Source organism: Acinetobacter sp. ATCC 27244, from assembly GCF_000156555.1.
GTDB classification, from domain to species: domain Bacteria; phylum Pseudomonadota; class Gammaproteobacteria; order Pseudomonadales; family Moraxellaceae; genus Acinetobacter; species Acinetobacter haemolyticus.
The window spans coordinates 190,633-208,188 of sequence record NZ_GG665951.1 but is presented as its reverse complement, the minus strand read 5'-3'; the positions used below and the strand labels follow the sequence as shown (position 1 = coordinate 208,188).

General features: G+C 39.9%; 12 protein-coding genes and 3 pseudogenes. 11 read left to right on the top strand and 4 right to left on the bottom strand.

Going from position 1 to position 17,556, the window contains the following annotated elements; translation table 11 throughout:
• Positions 1-80 precede the first annotated feature (80 nt).
• From HMPREF0023_RS04920 to HMPREF0023_RS04905, 4 genes are all read left to right on the top strand, one after another.
• A complete protein-coding gene (locus tag HMPREF0023_RS04920; RefSeq protein WP_008941335.1) occupies positions 81-1,010 on the top strand; it encodes a lauroyl acyltransferase in 930 nt (309 codons plus the stop codon).
• Positions 1,011-1,094: 84 nt separating this feature from the next.
• Positions 1,095-1,856, top strand: coding sequence for a LamB/YcsF family protein (locus HMPREF0023_RS04915; protein ID WP_008941334.1), 762 nt, complete (start codon positions 1,095-1,097; stop codon positions 1,854-1,856).
• A 32-nt stretch (positions 1,857-1,888) separates the two neighbouring features.
• Positions 1,889-3,481, top strand: coding sequence for an urea amidolyase family protein (locus tag HMPREF0023_RS04910; protein ID WP_008941333.1), 1,593 nt, complete (start codon positions 1,889-1,891; stop codon positions 3,479-3,481).
• The gene (locus tag HMPREF0023_RS04905) at positions 3,465-5,195 is read left to right on the top strand and encodes an acetyl/propionyl/methylcrotonyl-CoA carboxylase subunit alpha (RefSeq protein WP_008941332.1); all 1,731 of its coding nucleotides are present in this window, start codon (positions 3,465-3,467) and stop codon (positions 5,193-5,195) included. Before HMPREF0023_RS04910 ends, HMPREF0023_RS04905 begins: the two co-directional genes overlap by 17 nt.
• Positions 5,196-5,250: 55 nt before the next feature.
• On the opposite strand, the gene HMPREF0023_RS04900 is transcribed toward HMPREF0023_RS04905, so the two are convergent.
• Both HMPREF0023_RS04900 and crp read right to left on the bottom strand, forming a co-directional pair.
• Positions 5,251-6,030: a M48 family metallopeptidase gene (locus HMPREF0023_RS04900; protein WP_004639486.1), complete on the bottom strand. Its 780-nt coding sequence runs from the start codon at positions 6,028-6,030 to the stop codon at positions 5,251-5,253.
• Between the two features lie 202 nt (positions 6,031-6,232).
• Positions 6,233-6,940 carry a cAMP-activated global transcriptional regulator CRP gene (gene crp / locus HMPREF0023_RS04895; RefSeq protein WP_005082645.1) on the bottom strand — a complete coding sequence of 236 codons (708 nt, stop codon included), beginning with the start codon at positions 6,938-6,940 and terminating at the stop codon, positions 6,233-6,235.
• Between the two features lie 146 nt (positions 6,941-7,086).
• Here crp and HMPREF0023_RS04890 point away from each other — a divergent pair, with 146 nt between their 5' ends.
• Positions 7,087-7,509, top strand: a complete 423-nt coding sequence (locus HMPREF0023_RS04890) for an OsmC family protein (RefSeq protein ID WP_004639481.1) — start codon at positions 7,087-7,089, stop codon at positions 7,507-7,509.
• A 62-nt stretch (positions 7,510-7,571) separates the two neighbouring features.
• Here HMPREF0023_RS04890 and HMPREF0023_RS04885 read toward each other — a convergent pair.
• A pseudogene (locus HMPREF0023_RS04885) lies at positions 7,572-8,371 on the bottom strand (peptidoglycan DD-metalloendopeptidase family protein).
• Positions 8,372-8,634: 263 nt separating this feature from the next.
• On the opposite strand from HMPREF0023_RS04885, the gene clpB reads away from it, so the two are divergent.
• Positions 8,635-11,214, top strand: coding sequence for an ATP-dependent chaperone ClpB (gene clpB / locus HMPREF0023_RS04880; RefSeq protein ID WP_008941329.1), 2,580 nt, complete (start codon positions 8,635-8,637; stop codon positions 11,212-11,214).
• Between the two features lie 169 nt (positions 11,215-11,383).
• Positions 11,384-11,809 (top strand): hypothetical protein, encoded by a 426-nt coding sequence (locus HMPREF0023_RS04875; RefSeq protein WP_004639475.1) that lies wholly within the window; start codon positions 11,384-11,386, stop codon positions 11,807-11,809.
• Between the two features lie 31 nt (positions 11,810-11,840).
• Here HMPREF0023_RS04875 and rlmKL read toward each other — a convergent pair whose 3' ends face one another.
• On the bottom strand, positions 11,841-14,048 hold the full coding sequence (rlmKL, locus tag HMPREF0023_RS04870; protein ID WP_008941328.1) for a bifunctional 23S rRNA (guanine(2069)-N(7))-methyltransferase RlmK/23S rRNA (guanine(2445)-N(2))-methyltransferase RlmL: 2,208 nt from the start codon (positions 14,046-14,048) through the stop codon (positions 11,841-11,843).
• A 264-nt stretch (positions 14,049-14,312) separates the two neighbouring features.
• Between rlmKL and HMPREF0023_RS04865 the strand changes: the two genes are divergently transcribed.
• The 4 genes and pseudogenes from HMPREF0023_RS04865 to HMPREF0023_RS04850 form a co-directional block, all read left to right on the top strand.
• Positions 14,313-14,678 carry a hypothetical protein gene (locus HMPREF0023_RS04865; protein ID WP_017394579.1) on the top strand — a complete coding sequence of 122 codons (366 nt, stop codon included), beginning with the start codon at positions 14,313-14,315 and terminating at the stop codon, positions 14,676-14,678.
• A 120-nt stretch (positions 14,679-14,798) separates the two neighbouring features.
• A pseudogene (locus HMPREF0023_RS04860) lies at positions 14,799-15,814 on the top strand (aspartate carbamoyltransferase catalytic subunit).
• A 12-nt stretch (positions 15,815-15,826) separates the two neighbouring features.
• The gene (locus HMPREF0023_RS04855) at positions 15,827-17,059 is read left to right on the top strand and encodes a dihydroorotase (protein WP_008941325.1); all 1,233 of its coding nucleotides are present in this window, start codon (positions 15,827-15,829) and stop codon (positions 17,057-17,059) included.
• Between the two features lie 207 nt (positions 17,060-17,266).
• Positions 17,267-17,556 (top strand): annotated as a pseudogene (locus HMPREF0023_RS04850) (hypothetical protein); the annotation flags it as partial.

The following is a 17,556-nucleotide window of genomic DNA, read 5'->3' as shown; positions in this document are numbered from 1 at the left end:
GATTGAGAAGAACACAATTAAGAACATTAAAAAAACTAGATATGCTACGCTGGTGAGTTTTATTTAAGAAACTTGTCGCTATGAGCGCTGAACAACAACTTGAGGCCAGTAAATTTCAATGGTCTTTTTTACTGCCTAAGTATTGGGGAATATGGATTGCTTTACTGATCTTGATGGTATTCGCAATTTTACCTTGGGCAATCCAATGGCGTTTAGCGGATCTTTTATCTAAAGTGGCATGGAAAGCTTTGAAATCTCGCAGAAAAACCACAATTAGGAATCTAGAGGTTTGTTTCCCTAATAAAAGTGAGTTAGAAATACAAAAGGATGCACAACAAGTTTTCTTGAATATGATGCTTGGTTTGTTTGAGGCATTAAATGCTTGGTATAAGCCAAGTTGGTTTAAAAACCGAATTCATATCCATGGATTACAACATATTCAAAACGCACAACAGCAAGGGGTGCTATTGTTAGGAACACATACTACACTTTTAGATGCAGGTGGTTTTGTAAGTAGTCGTTTCTTTGATTTTGATGTGGTTTATCGTCCACAAAACAATCCTCTACTTGATATGTTGATTCGTAGATGTCGAGCCACGATTTATAAGAATCAAATAGGCAAAGATGATATGAAAGGCTTAATTCACAGTCTAAAAAATGGGCATGCCATTTGGTACAGTCCTGATCAAGATTTTGGATTGAAGCAAGGGGTTATGGCGCCATTTTTTGGTGTTCAGGCTGCGACATTAACAGCGCATCGACGATTGATGAAAATTACCAAAGCATTGGCTATTCCTTTATTTTTTTATCGTGAAGGTGATATAACAAATCCGCAATATCATATTTTATTAGAACCACCTTTAGAAAATTTTCCAAGTCTTGATGAGATCGAAGATGCGACGCGAGTGAATTTGATTATCGAAAATCGGATCAGAATGCAGCCAACGCAATATATGTGGTTTCATCGTAGATTTAAAACAAGAATCGAAGGACAAGCAAAAATTTATTAATTGAACACCCTTAAGTTTACTGGCATGGTCGAAACTATAGTGTAATAATTAAACGGATTATTTTTTGGATTTTGATATAAGACCATGATTCAGATTGATTTAAATAGCGACTTAGGTGAAAGCTATGGTGCATGGAAAATGGGCAATGATGATCAAATCCTTTCTGTGGTCAGTAGTGCTAACATTGCCTGTGGTTTTCATGCAGGTGATCCACAGAATATTTTAAAAACGTTAAAACAAGCAGCTCAACGCAACGTCGCTGTTGGTGCACATGTTTCTTATCCTGATTTGGTTGGCTTTGGCCGCCGAAACATGGATTTGTCTTATGATGAATTATTTGCAGATGTGCTGTATCAGATTTCAGCTTTACAAGGTTTGGCCCAAGTTGCGAGAATACGCGTTAAGTATGTAAAGCCACATGGGGCGTTATATAACACCATCGCTACAGATTTAGAACAAGCCCAAGCCGTGATTGATGCGATTCAACAGTATGACGCCAATCTCGTGTTGGTTGGGTTGGCTGGATCACCGTTGATTCCCTTTGCCCGTAAGCAAGGTTTAGCAGTGGTTTCAGAAGCGTTTGCGGATCGTGCTTATCACAACAATGGCACTTTGGTCTCTCGTCGGTTAGATAATGCTGTGATTCATGATACTGGGCTGGTTGCACAGCGGGTATTAGATATGGTGTTAAAAGGTGGAGTGGAATCGATTGAGGGCGAGTTCACCAAGATTCAAGCCGATACTATATGTGTGCATGGCGATACGATGGGGGCTTTACAAATGGCACAAGAGATTCGACAAACACTGTTAGCACAGCATATTCAAATACGTAATTTTGTGGGTTAAGCCTTTTTGACCATAATAAAAAGAGTGATGAGATGCGGTTTTTATCAGTTAATTTGGATTGTGTGTTAATTGAATTTCCTAGTTTAGAAGAAACAATTGCAACGTATCATTTTTTACAACATAGCCAGCATCCTTATATTCAGGAAATGATACCCGCAGCCCGAACGATATTGGTTTATTTTGATTGTTTGTGTATTGATGTAAAGAAATTAATCCAGTGGATCTCCACGCAAAAAATAAAACAAGACTTTTTCAATACAGGCAAAGAAGTTGTTCTACAGGTTGATTATCAAGGTGCTGATTTAACCCATGTTGCTGAGTATTTGGGAATCAGTGTTGATGAGGTTATCTATAAGCATACTCACAGTCATTGGCAGGTTGCATTTATTGGTTTTGCCCCAGGTTTTGCGTATTTGGTCTGTCCTGATCATCCATTCACCAGTATCCCGCGTTTGGCCTCGCCACGAAAGAAGATTCGGGCTGGATCTGTGGGTTTAGCGGGTGAATATAGTGGTGTTTATCCTAAAGATAGCCCTGGAGGCTGGCAACTGATTGGTCAAACAGATGAAAAAATGTGGGATATTCATCGTGCTCAACCTGCTTTATTGTTACCCAGTGATCAGGTCATTTTTAAAGATGTTCGCAATCATCCAACACAGATTTTTGTCCCCGATATACCCATTTCTATTCCAAAAAGGAATGAAAAATCAGCAGTATTCGAAGTTAAAAATGTCGGTTTACAAGTCTTAGTGCAAGATGATGGGCGTAGAAATATGTCCAAACTGGGTATAGGACGAGCAGGGGCGATGGATGATCGTGCTTTTAAAAGTGCGAATCTAATTGTAGGCAACCCTTCTGATGCGGCTGTCTTTGAAATATTGAATGGTGGATTGCGATTGAAAGTATTGCAATCAACAGTGATTGCAGTGACAGGTGCAGCAGCAGCGCTTTGGATAACTTATGCGAACTCGAACAAAGTTCAAGAGTCATTATACCAGCCGATTGCTTTAGACGCTGGTGATGAAATTTATATCTTGCCACCTCAAGCAGGACTTCGTAACTATTTGGCTATTCGTGGTGGGTTTGCTGTTGAGCGTGTGCTAGAAAGTGCAAGTTATGATGTTTTGGCTGAGTTGGGACCATTACCGATTAAAGTTGGTGATCAAATTTATGCTGATCAATTAAAAACACAAGCTGTAAACTTAGATCAATCGGCTATTACTTTACCAAGCAAGGGTGAGACGGTTGTGGTTGATGTCATACTCGGACCTCGAGCGGATTGGTTTAATCCACAGAGTGTGGATCTATTATTTAGTCAAGCTTGGTTAGTCACCACAGAAAGTAATCGAATTGGTCTAAGACTATTGGGAGAGCAGCCGCTACAACGACAAATAAACCAAGAGTTACCCAGTGAAGGATGTTGTACGGGTGCAATTCAAGTTCCAGCAAATGGTCAACCAGTTTTGTTTATGAATGACCATCCATTAACAGGGGGGTATCCAGTGATTGCCGCGGTAGCACCGTATCATCTGGGGCTGATTGCTCAACTTGCAGCAGGGTGTTTCATTCAATTTAGAAAAATTTCAGATTTTATGGGTATCGCATCACATGAATACACAGCATAAACTTTTAATCGCTAATCGTGGGGAAATTGCGGTTCGTATTATTCAGGCTTGTCAAGATTTAGATATTCGTTCAGTTGCAGTGTATGCAGATGATGATATTGATAGTTTATATGTCCAATATGCGGATGAAGCATGGGCGCTGTCGGGGGTGACTGCCAAAGAAGCCTACTTAGACATTGATAAAATTTTATCGATTGCGCGACAGGCACAGGTAACGATGATCCATCCAGGATATGGTTTTCTGTCGGAGCGTGCGGATTTTGCTCAAGCTGTCATTGATGCTGGATTGATCTGGATTGGACCATCGCCAGAAAGCATTGAGAAACTAGGGGATAAAATACAAGCGCGTAAAATTGCTCAATCTGTTGGTGCACCTTTAGTTTATGGGACGGAACAACCGCTTAACTCTGCGGCTGAAGCAGTCACTTTTGCTCAACAATATGGATTACCGATCGCAATCAAAGCTGCTTATGGTGGTGGAGGGCGTGGTTTAAAGGTGGCTTGGCGGTTAGATGAAGTTGCTCATTTATATGCGTCTGCGGTACGTGAAGCGCAAGCTGCATTTGGGCGAGGTGAATGCTTTGTAGAGCAGTATTTAGAAAAACCTAGACATATCGAAGCACAAATCATTGCTGATCAACATGGTCAAGTGGTGGTCGTTGGTACTCGTGATTGTTCTTTACAGCGTCGTAATCAAAAGTTAGTCGAAGAAGCACCTGCACCTTTTATCAGTGAACAAATTTATCAGCAAATCATTCAGTCGTCAGTCAATATCTGTCGAATGGCAAAATATGTGGGTGCAGGAACAGTTGAATATTTATTGAGTCAAGATAACAAACTTTCGTTTCTTGAAGTGAATACACGATTACAGGTTGAACATCCTGTGACAGAACAAACTACAGGCATCGATTTGGTTGTAGAGCAAATCAGAATTGCCTTGGGGCAGCCACTTTCGATTCAGACAACTCCTGAGCCTCTGGGGCATGCAATTGAGTTTAGAATTAATGCAGAAGACCCTGCACGTGGTTTTATACCTGCGTTTGGTCAAATCACTCAGTTCGATCCACCATCCGGAATCGGTATCCGTTTAGATCGAGGTGTAGGAAATGGAAGTCTGGTGTCCAGCCATTTTGATTCTTTGATGGCAAAATTGATTGTGACTGGAGCTACGCGGGAAATAGCGATTCAACGTGCTAAGAGAGCACTTGCTCATTTTAAATTAGAAGGGATTGCTTCTGTATTGCCATTCCATCAGGCGATTTTAACTGAACCTGATTTTGTGGATGAGTTTAAAATTCATACGCGTTGGATTGAGCAGGATTGTTCACAGGATTTTGCAGTACAGCCTCGCAGTCAAAGATCGGATCAAATGACATTGCAGCGCTATCATATTGAGATTGACGGTAAACTGCATGAGATTGGGTTGCCTTTAGCGTTCTTTCAAATGGAGAACAAGCACCGCCCAGATGTCCATAACAATGTTAAACAAGTTTCTAAAAACGAAAAAGCTGTACTTGCACCGATCAATGGTGTCATCAGTGCTTGGAAAATTAAAGAGAATGATCAAGTGCAACAAGGTGATGTGATTGCCATGATGGAGGCGATGAAAATGGAGGTTCCTGTAATTGCTCACTGCACAGGAAGGATTCAGCATCTAAGAGGTATAAATTTGACCATAAATGCAGATGAGGAAATTGCGAGAATAGAAGGATAGTAAGTAAATTATGTAAGCCATTAAATCTACTTGAGATTTAATGGCTGTAGACAGATTAACGACGGCTGTTATTATAAATCGCCATTGCAGCAGGTAAGTTCTTACGCATATCTGCAATACGTTGTGTATTTGATGGGTGAGTGGATAAGAAAGCAGAACCACTCTTGCCATCTAAGCGGTTCATTTTTTCCCATAAAGTAATGGCTGCATTTGGATTGTAGCCTGCTTGTGCCATCAGCATTAAACCGCCGTAGTCAGCACGACTTTCTAGGTTACGAGAGTAAGGTAAGCCGATACCAATTTGGCTGCCTAGATTGATTGCCGCATTACCCGCTTCACCAATGTTTGCACCTGCATAAGAGGTACCAATACCAATTGCTAAGTTAGTTAATGCTTGAGCGCCAATTTTACTTTTCGCATGTTCTTCTAAAGCATGCGTCATCTCATGGCCCATGATTGCAGCGATTTCATCATTGGTGAGATTAAGCTTATTTACAATGCCTGTATAGAAGACGACTTTACCACCTGGAGCGACATAAGCATTGACGGTATCTGATTTCAATACAGCGAGCTGCCAGTCAAAACGTTGACCTGTTTGGTTAAGTTTATCTGCATGTGGTTTTAGACGATTAAATACCGTGTTGATTCGTTGGTAAGTTGCAGAACTTGTATCAAGTTGATTTTTTGCACGGGCTTCTTGAGTCATTTGTGCAAAGCCCTGTGCTGATTGTGCATTGAGGGTTGCAGTATCGGCACCAGCCATTTCAGCAAACGATGCGCAGCCAGAAATGGTCATCACAGTGATTGCACAAAGGCTTAAAGCGAACTTCTTCATACTTATTCTCTCCAAATCAGTATCTTATCAATATCAATATACTTAAGCCGAATTATAAAAAAAGTTGACCATTCTTTACATTCTGATTATCTCTATAATCATAGTAATTATGTAATCAAAAGCCTATTGATTTTGTTCTTTTTATTCAAAAAATAAAGCCAGTGTGAACACTGGCTTTTTATATGACGGTGATCTAAATTAATCAATCTTCATCATCATATTCATCTTCAGGAAAGGTATTTTCCTCTAAAGACGCATCAAAAATTAAAATTGCTTTACCATCAGTTTGGATCATGCCTTGGTCTTCAAGTGTTTTGAGGACACGACCAACCATTTCACGAGAGCAACCGACAATACGACCAATCTCTTGACGAGTGATACGAATCTGACGACCATTCGGTAAAATCATTGCCTCTGGTTGAGCAGATAAGTCGATTAAGCAACGTGCAATACGACCTGAAACGTCGATAAAGGCAAGGTCAGTTACTTTACGAGTTGTGTTTTTAAGACGACGCACTAGTTGAGCAAATACTGCGTAACTTAAATCAGGATACTGTTTACTTAATTCATGGAAATTGTCATAAGAAATCTCTGCAATTTCGCATACATCTCGAGTGCGTACTTCAGCAGTACGTTGAGGGTTCTTTTCAAAAAGACCCATCTCACCAAAGAAGTCCCCAGGGTTCAAATAAGCAACAACGATTTCACGTTCATCATCTTCACGTAAAATAATTGATACTGAACCTTTTAAAATTAAATACAGTGATCTTGATTCCGTTCCAGCGTCAACAATCGTGGTGCGTTTAGGGTATCTGTTAATATGAGCACGTTTTAGCAAAGCTTTTACTGATTCAGGTAGTTGGCCTGGAGACAAAGCATCAGTGCTAAGATGTGAAAAATTTGAAGTCATGCTTAAAATTTCCGAATTTGGATGAAACCGATCGCACAGGCTCGTTTGAGCTTTTTCTACACAGAAGAGATGAAATTCCTTATCAACTCATTTTATGTTAGTGTACAAGAACAGAGTAAATTTATAACGTTTTTCGGGTAGTTGCAATGCAAACAAGTGTACATTGGTTAGAGAATGTTGCTTTTGAGGCGAAATCAGAAAGTGGTCACAGTTTAGTGATGGATGGTTCTGCTGAATATGGTGGTGAAAACCGTGGCCCACGTCCTATGGAGTTGATTTTAATGGGACTTGGTGGGTGTGCTTCGTTTGATATTGTGACTATATTAAAGAAATCTCGCCAAGATGTGACAGGTGTCATATGTCAGCTAAAAGCTGAGAGGGCGGACACAATTCCAGCAGTATTCACCAAAATCCACTTACACTTTGTGATCACCGGGAAAGCGGTGAAAACCAAGCAAGTCGAAAAAGCCGTGGAATTATCAGCAGAAAAATATTGTTCAGCAAGTAAAATGTTGTCTGATGGTGGTGTAGAAATTACACATGATTTTGAAATTGTTGAAGCAGAATAAACGGAAAACTATTAAGTTTATCTAAAAAGTGATCTATTTAACATAGATCACTTTTTTAGGCTTTATTTTAGAAACAACTGAGGATCAACACGTGCATTGTTAAGACTCATTCCCCAATGCAAATGTGCACCTGTGACTCGCCCAGTTTTACCCACTAAGCCGAGTACCTCACCTTGGCGAATAGATTGCCCTTTTTCTACATTAATTTTACTAAGGTGACAGAACATGCTGATTAACCCTTGACCATGATCAATTAGTACGGTTTTTCCATTAAAAAATAATCACCAGTCTGAACAACAATACCATCAGCAGGTGCTACCACTTTTTGTCCAACTGGTGCAGGAATATCTAAACCGGAGTGAGGTGCACGTTCTTCGCCATTAAAGAATCGCTTGCGACCGAAAGAGTTACTGAATTTCCCAGCTGTTGGTCGAATAAAATTTGGTATGCTTTTCCATGTACTGGTTGTAAATGACTCATAAACGCTATTCTGTTCTTTAGCTTCCTGAGCATAACGATCTAACTGTGCTTGACTAGGGTTAACATAGTCTTGATTTTTAATGGTAAGCCGTTGTTCAGCATATGTATAAGGTCGGATTTCGATTTGAATCGGTTTGCTGTTTGTGGTGAGCTGTAATTGACCAACAGGTGTAGAAAGAGGAATACCTAGCACAGCATAACGTTGTGTACCTTCTTGCGTGATTAACACAGGCTTTTGTTGATAAAAGACTTCTGTAGTTTCTGCCGTTAAAGGAATAACAGCAACTCCACCGGCGCGACGAGAATCTTGTGGAAGTTGTGCAAATGCCGAATGAATAGAGACAAGACAAGCTGCGCCAAGCAATATTGTTTTTAAATACATGAGAGCCATTTTTGATTCAAGTAAAGTGTTAAGCTAAAACGTCGGATTAAGAATCACAATAAGGATTTTGTTCAAAATGCGATAGATCGAAAAATTAAACAAAATATACTTGAAATAGATTGTTTATAGACCCATATTATGACTGAGTTTTATTCATTGTTGTTTTAATAAAATATTGAAAAATATATAAATTTTATTTGAAATTTTAAAAAACGTTCCCATCTAAGTGATAAGTTAAAAATTTGTTGTGAGGAATAACAAGAATGCGTTTTGAAAAATTTACAAACCGCTTACAGCAAGCGCTCTCAGATGCACAATCTTTGGCAATGGGTAAGGATCATACTGCTATCGCAGGGATTCATATCTTGACAACTTTATTAGAAGAGCCAGCCAATTTAAGTTTGCTGCAACAGGCGGGCGCTCGTTTGCCAGAATTAAAGCAAAAACTTGAGCAAGCTATACAAAATGCACCGACACTGGCAAATCCAACGGGTGATATTAATCTTAATCCCGAAGCGGTAAAGGCATTAAATCTAGCTGATCGCTATGCTCAGAAAGCAGGTGATGAGTTCTTATCAACCGATTGGGTGTTACTTGGTTTAGCTGAGACAGGAGAAATCAAGACGATCCTCAATAGTGTCGGTGTAACCTCAGAAAGCTTGCGTAAAGTTATTGAAAATATTAGAGGAAATGACAAAGTCATGAGCAATAATCACGAAGATCAACGGGACTCACTGAATAAATACACCATTGATTTAACTGAACGTGCATTAGCGGGCAAACTTGATCCTGTGATTGGCCGTGACGATGAAATTCGCCGTACGATTCAGGTGTTATCTCGCCGTACCAAAAATAATCCAGTATTGATTGGTGAACCGGGGGTCGGTAAAACCGCAATTGTTGAAGGTTTAGCCCAACGTATCGTAAATGGCGAAGTGCCAGAAGGATTGAAGAATAAACGCGTCCTTTCACTGGATTTGGGTTCTCTCCTTGCTGGTGCAAAATACCGTGGTGAATTCGAAGAGCGTTTAAAAGCAGTACTTAAAGACCTAGCTAAACATGAAGGTGAAATCATCCTGTTTATCGATGAGCTACATACACTCGTGGGTGCTGGAAAGGGTGATGGCGCAATGGATGCAGGGAATATGTTAAAACCTGCTTTGGCACGCGGTGAGTTACGCTGTGTAGGTGCAACGACTTTAGATGAATATCGTCAATATATTGAGAAGGATGCTGCACTTGAACGTCGCTTCCAAAAAGTATTGGTGGATGAACCAAGTGTTGAGGATACCATTGCGATTTTACGTGGTCTAAAAGAGAAGTATGCAACTCACCATGGCGTGCAAATTTTAGATTCTGCGATTATTGCTGCAGCGAAAATGTCGCATCGTTATATTACTGATCGTCAATTACCAGATAAGGCGATTGATTTAATTGACGAAGCAGCATCGCGCATCAAAATGGAGATTGATTCAAAGCCTGAAGCTTTAGATAAACTTGATCGTCGTTTAATCCAGTTGAAAATGCAATTGGAAGCCGTGAAAAAAGATCAAGATGATGGTAGTAAAGCTGAAGTCAACCATCTTGAACAGCAAATTGCTGAAAAGCAAAAAGAGTACAATGATCTTGAAGAGATTTGGAAAGCTGAAAAAACACTGGTTGAAGGTGATAAGAAAGCGCAAGTAGAATTGGACCAAGCTCGAGTTGCTTTAGAAAAAGCAAAACGTGAAGGTGACTTAGCTGAAGCAGCACGCTTGCAATATGGTGTGATTCCAGAGTTGCAGAAACGACTAGAGCAGGCTGAGATTGCTGAGGAAAACGAAGAACCAAAACTTATTCGTACCAAAGTGACTGAGAACGAAATTGCGGAAGTCGTAAGTGCGGCAACAGGTATTCCTGTAGCGAAAATGTTGCAAGGTGAACGTGAAAAACTTCTCCATATGGAATCATTTTTACATAACCGTGTGGTTGGTCAAGATGAGGCTGTGGTGGCTGTTTCCAATGCAGTACGTCGCTCACGTGCAGGTCTATCAGACCCGAATCGCCCTAGTGGTTCTTTCTTATTCCTTGGTCCAACAGGTGTGGGTAAAACCGAGTTAACCAAAGCGCTAGCAAATTTCTTGTTTGATAGTGATGATGCCATGATTCGAATTGATATGTCCGAATTTATGGAAAAACACTCAGTCAGTCGTTTGGTTGGTGCACCTCCAGGCTATGTCGGTTATGAAGAAGGTGGTGTTTTAACTGAAGCTGTACGCCGTAAACCTTATAGCGTCGTACTGTTTGATGAGGTGGAGAAAGCACACCCAGATGTATTCAATATCTTATTACAAGTGTTGGATGATGGTCGCTTAACAGATTCACAAGGTCGTGTGGTAGACTTCAAAAATACAGTGATTGTGATGACCTCTAATCTCGGTTCACAAGATGTACGTGAATTAGGTGAAACGGCGACAGATGATGAGGTTCGAGCTGTGGTGATGAGTGCTGTAAGCCAACATTTCCGCCCAGAGTTTATCAACCGTATTGATGAGCTGGTGATTTTCCATTCACTGAAAAAAGCTCAGATCCGCGGCATTGCCGATATTCAGTTGGATCGTTTACGTTCTCGTTTGGCCGAGCGTGACATGCGATTAACTGTGGACGATACTGCATTTGACCTATTGATAGATGCTGGTTTTGATCCTGTTTATGGTGCTCGTCCATTGAAACGAGCAATCCAACAACAGGTAGAAAATAATTTAGCTCAGAAAATTTTATCTGGCGAGTTTCAAGCAGGTGATAACATCTTGATTAAAGGTGAAAATAGTCAGCTTGTATTTGATAAGGTCAAACTGAGTTAAGCTTAAAATTTTATCAATTGAACAAAAAGATGGTGATGAAAATTGCCATCTTTTTTTGTTTATATGCTATTGATCAGTTTTTTTTAGGAATATGCTGAATAAGATTGCAGCTTGATGAAAAACTTGATAGTTTCAGAACAAATAAGAAAAAGATTCAGGATGAATTGCAATGAAAAACAAGCAACATTATTACGCAGGTATTTGTGTAATTTTGTGCATGGGTATTTTGCCTTCTTCATTTGGGTGGAGTGCTCAACCGATGCCAGAATCAACCTTAGCACTACAAACAGGATTGGCAACGAGTACCTTGCCGAATATTATTTTCAAAGCCAACCAAGATGCTTTGCAACCTGAGCAAGAGCGTTGGCGTATTCAACGTGCGTTAAGTGATCGTTTCTTACGTGAAGTGAGGATCAGTATGCTGGAAGATGGTTCACTATCACCTTACGAAGAACAAAAGAAAAATACGGTTTCAGATAGCCGTGATAAAAAGAGGGCAACCTTGAAACCACATAAAGAGTCTCCTGATCGATTTATGGTCTATGAGTTTGAATCGACGAATATACATGGTGAAATCACGATTACTGTAAAGTAATCGTGATCTGAAATGTTAACGACTTGATCATTTATTTTATTGAGGGATGCATAATTTTCCACGCTCTGTGGATCTTATGATTTCGTTTAAAATCTAAACCAATGGTTTCATTTGTAATTTCTTCAATGTCATACATGGCTTCGATTTCTTCATCCAATTCAAAACCACGATAGTTATTGGAGAAATACAACGTTCCATCGCTGGTTAAGCGGTTCATTGCACGTTTAATCAGCGATACATGGTCACGTTGAACGTCAAAGGTTCCATAAAACTTTTTCGAGTTTGAGAACGTTGGAGGATCAATAAAGATTAAATCGTATTGCTCATGTCCTTCTTTTAACCATTCAAAACAATCGCTTGCAAAGAACATATGCTGTTCATCAGCGTGATCTACAGTTAAACCATTCAGCACAAAGTTTTCTTTAGACCAGCTCAGGTAGGTATTAGATAAATCTACACTAGTTGTACTCGCTGCACCGCCCAAAGCAGCATGTAAACTTGCTGTTGAGGTGTAGCTATAAAGATTGAGGAAATGCTTTCCACGAGCTTCTTTAGCAATTCTCAAACGCATTTGGCGATGATCTAAGAATAAACCTGTGTCTAAGTAATCGGTCAAGTTAACCAAGATACGAGCATTGCCTTCTTGAACAATAAAGCGTTTAGATGCGGTACTTTGCTTTGTATATTGGTTTGATCCAGCTTGTCGTGCACGAGTTTTAATAAAGATTGCATCGCGACCTAAGCCTGTCACAGCACGTATCGCAGCAAGGGCTAAATTAAAACGTTTTTTTGCTTTTTCTGGATCAATACTTTTAGGTGGAGCATATTCTTGTACATGCAATCGATCGCCATACAGATCAACTGCAACATTGAAGTCTGGCAAGTCTGCATCATATAAACGCAAGCAGTAAACATTTTCTTTTACAGCCCATTTTTTTAGGTTCTGCATGTTCTTTTGCAAGCGGTTGGTAAAGTCTTCTGCACCTTCAATTTTTTCGAATTGTTGTGGTTGCCATGTTGCTAAAAATGGCTGTGTGACTGTGGCTGGCTTCACCGTACCAAATCGCACATAAATCGGTAATTTACCATTCATTAAGCGGAGTGTTTGAGGCTCAAGAAAAGCCAGTACATCAGCTTGTTCAACTTGTGCGGCAATAATGGCTGCACGTTGATTTGGGAAATTCTTTTGTAATAGCGCTGATAAACCAAGATATAAAGAACGGTTAGATGCTTTATCGCCTAAACGCTCACCATACGGTGGGTTAGTTACAATAAAGGCTTTTTTTCCTTCAGCATGGAAGTTGTCCCAATCCGCTAAAGTACGTTCTTCAATTTGGATTTGATCAAGTAACTTTTCAAAACCAGCGGCAATGATGTTTTGACGAGTGGCTTTAACAGCTTCCCAGTCAGCATCATAAGCATATAGTTTTGGTAAGGGGCGTTCTAATGCCTGTTCATGGCGTTCCGCAGCCTCTGCTTTTAGTGATAACCAAAGCTCACGGTCATGTCCATGCCAACCGTTAAAACCGAAACGTCTAACTAGACCTGGAGCGCGATCAGTCAATATCATCAGGGCTTCGATGATAAATGTACCTGAACCACACATAGGATCAAGGATAATATCAGGTTGATATTCGGCTAATTCTGCTTTTTGTAAAATTGCTGCTGCAAGATTTTCTTTAATAGGAGCATCGGTCATGAAGCGACGATAGCCACGTTTATGTAGTGAATCGCCAGATAAATCTAAGCAGTAAGTGTGTTCTGTCTTACCAGCCAAAACATAGAGCGTAATTTCTGGTTGTTTAATATCAATGCTTGGCCGTTTACCCGCAGCTTCCATAAATGAATCGACAACACCATCTTTAACACGTAAGGTTGCGAATTGAGTATTGACCTTAATTTCACGTTCGACATGTAGGCGTACTGCAAATGTGCTTTGTGGCGCAAAGATAAGCGACCAGTCAAAGCTGATCGCACCTTCATAAAGTTCTTCAGCCACATCACGTGCGTCATGGGTATGTTCAAGCTCATGAGTATGAATCGGTAAAAGTACGCGAGAAGCAAGACGTGACCACATGCAAATACGGTATGCATTTTCAAGCGTGCCTTTAAATACCAAACGTCCAGCGAAGCGTTGAATGTTTTGAATCCCTAAATTTTCCAATTCTTGTTGTAATAAGGTTTCAAGTCCATCCGCACAGGTCACCCAATAGTTTGTCAGACGTTGTGTAGAATTCATGCACATTTCCAAAAAAGCAGTTCAGCAATCGGCTATTTTAACTGATTTTTATCAATTCTGTCGGTGCTTATTTGTTTGATTGTCAGCTTTATCATCGATTAACGACTTTTTTGAATATCTGATAGCTGAGCGAGCTATCAGTTAGAAAAGCATTTTGGATAATAATTTTAATAGTTGGTACATATTTTGCTAACAGTAACATTGTTCATCAGAAAATTATTTTTCTTAAAGTTGATGAAATTAAAGAAATTTAGTGGGGGAATTATGAAAGATAATCTGAATAATGATGTGGTTGTCAATGCAGATGCTTTTGCGATCGCAACTCAAATGTATGTTCGTATGCGGCGTGTATCAGGTCGAGTTATTGATGTGATGTATTTAGTGCATAATAAAGATTACGCTCGACATATTGCAGACCTTGCTTTGGCAACTGAAGATCAGGAATTAGAGCGATATGTTGCTCGCTTAAGTTCATTAATTGATTTGTTGCCTGAAAACAGTGTAGAGAAAGCAGCAAAAACTGAAAAAGTCGAACAGCCAGAGGTGTCAGAGCTCTATTCAACAGAGGTTACAGAAGAAGAGATTTATCAGGCTCAAGTGCATCATCACTATATTGGTGCATTACGATAGCGGGATTTTGTTGCAAAGCTCTAATTTATTGCAACATATCGATGAAAAGTTGTGCTACTAAAATAAAAGAATTGGGCTACACTATGCAAGTTTTGGTGATTCGACCCATAGGAATCCATTATGCATATTGCAGCCCTGCATCAACCGAGTCAGGTTCAATTGAATCAACAAGGAAATTTAAAACACTTTTTAACAATTGAGGGTCTTTCCAAGGAAAGCCTGACCAAAATTTTAGATACTGCGCAAAGCTTTTTAGATGAAAATAATAATTTGATTAACCGTCCCTTACTGGAGGGATTAACGGTAATGAATCTTTTTTTGAAAACTCTACTCGTACTCGCACTACATTTGAAGCAGCAGCGAAACGCTTATCTGCCAATGTCTTGAATATCGATATTGCGCGTTCTAGTACGTCCAAAGGTGAAACCTTACGAGATACACTTTGGAATTTGGAAGCGATGGCTGCTGATATTTTTGTGGTACGCCACTCGTCATCTGGTGCAGCGCATTTTATTGCCAAAGATGTTTGTCCCAATGTTGCGATTATCAATGCTGGGGATGGTCGTCACGCACATCCAACTCAAGCGATGTTGGATATGTTGACCATTCGTCGCGAAACTAAAAAACCTTTTGAAGCGTTATCGGTTGCCATTATTGGTGATATTAAACATTCACGTGTCGCACGCTCAAATGTTGCAGCACTACAAACTCTCGGCTGTAAGGATATTCGTGTGATTGCGCCGAATACATTATTGCCAGTGGGCTTTGATGAATACGGTGAACATGTTCGTTTGTTTAATAAAATGGATCAGGGCGTGAAAGACTGTGATGTGATTATCGCATTGCGTATTCAAAATGAACGCATTGACTCGCCAGCCTTATCATCACAAGCTGAATTTTATAAAATGTATGGCTTAAACAAAGAGCGTTTAGCATTGGCTAAACCTGATTGTATCGTGATGCATCCTGGCCCTATGAATCGTGGTGTGGAGATAGATTCGAGTGTCGCTGATGGAGATCAATCGGTGATTTTAAAACAAGTGACCAATGGTATTGCAGTTCGAATGGCGGTACTTGCACTTGCGATGCAAGGGCAGTTACAAGAACAAGGTTTAATTGAAGCGATTGCACTGTAAAGGATAGATCACATGAGTATTGTAAAAATTGAAAATGTCCGTGTGCTCGATCCAATTCAAAAAACTGATCAAGTCAAAACGGTTTATATCGAAAACGGCAAGTTAATCGATGCTGTTGAGCATGTTGATGAAGTTATCAATGGTCAGGGTAAATGGTTAATGCCGACCATGGTTGATCTTTGTGCACGCCTACGCGAACCAGGACAACAACAACACGGTACCTTAAAATCTGAAGGTAAAGCAGCTCGTGCCAATGGTATTCTTCACGTTATTACTCCACCAGATTCTAAGCCAATTGTTCAAGACAATGGCGCCTTGATTCATGGTTTAATCGAAAAAGCATGGTTGGATGGCGGCATTTATATGCAAATCATCGGTGCGCAAACCCAAGCCTTGAATGGCAAACAACCTGCAAATATGGCTGGTCTAAAAAAAGGTGGTTGTACCGCAGTTTCCAATGCCAATGCCGCTTTTGAAAATGATGATGTCGTGATCCGTACACTCGAATATGCTGCTGGTTTGGGTCTGACAGTTGTGTTTTATGCGGAAGAGGCTCAAATTGCGAAAGATGGCTGTGTGCATGAAGGCTTTATTGCATCACGCCAAGGCTTACCAATGATTCCTGCAATTGCAGAAACAGTTGCGATTGCTAAATATCTTTTGATGATTGAAGCCACTGGGGTGAAAGCTCATTTTGGTCTATTGTCATGTGGCGCGTCAGTTGAGTTGATTCGTATGGCAAAAGCCAAAGGTTTGCCTGTTACAGCGGATGTTGCTATGCATCAATTACATTTAACAGAACATTTAATTGATGGCTTTAATTCATTAGCGCATGTACGTCCACCTTTGCGTTCAGAACAGGATAAAGCATTACTGCGCCAAGGTTTAAAAGAAGGCGTAATTGATGCGATTTGTACCCATCATGAACCATTAAGCAGCTCTGCTAAAATCGCCCCATTTGAAGAAACGCAATCAGGAATTACAGCATTTGATACCTATGTTGCTCTGGGTGTTCAACTGATTCAAGAAGGTGTATTTGAGCCTTTGGAATGGGTTGAAAAAGTGACTATCATTCCTGCTGAGGTTGCTAATATGCGTGAGCGTTGGTTGCAAGAGGCGGGATGGGTGTTGCTTGATCCAGAACAACAATGGACGGTATCGAAAGAGAGCATCCTCTCTCAAGGCAAAAATACGCCATTATTGGGACAACAGCTTACTGGTAAGGTTGTTCATACATTTGCCTAAGATTTAGTCCAAGTTGTTGAGTGGAATAGAGTTTTGGCTTAAAGCTCTATTCCGCAGTCTGTAGCTGATATGTTTATATTGTATTGAATTTTTTAAAAACCCATGAAAACGATAAAAAATAGATTAAAGTATCAATGAAATGAGATTTACTTTGCATAAAATTATAAAAAAGAGATATAAGTCATTTGAATTGTTGGAGTTAATACAATGTCTACAAATCCAATGGAGTTACTTAAACAAAAAGTATCAGCGGTGATCGTCAATGATCAAACCAGCTTGGTAAATGAAAAAAATGATATCTTGTCTAGATTTTACCCAATTCTTTTGTCTCAATTTTTAGTTAAACCTGATCTTGTTGATCAATTAAAGGAAAAATTAACGCCTTCTGTTTATGATTTGTTTGAAAAAAATAATCAGGTAAAAAATGCATTATTGTTACGTTTGGCTGCAGGGCGAGTTTCGGTTGCTGAAGTGGAAAAAACTTTAAATCGAGCCAA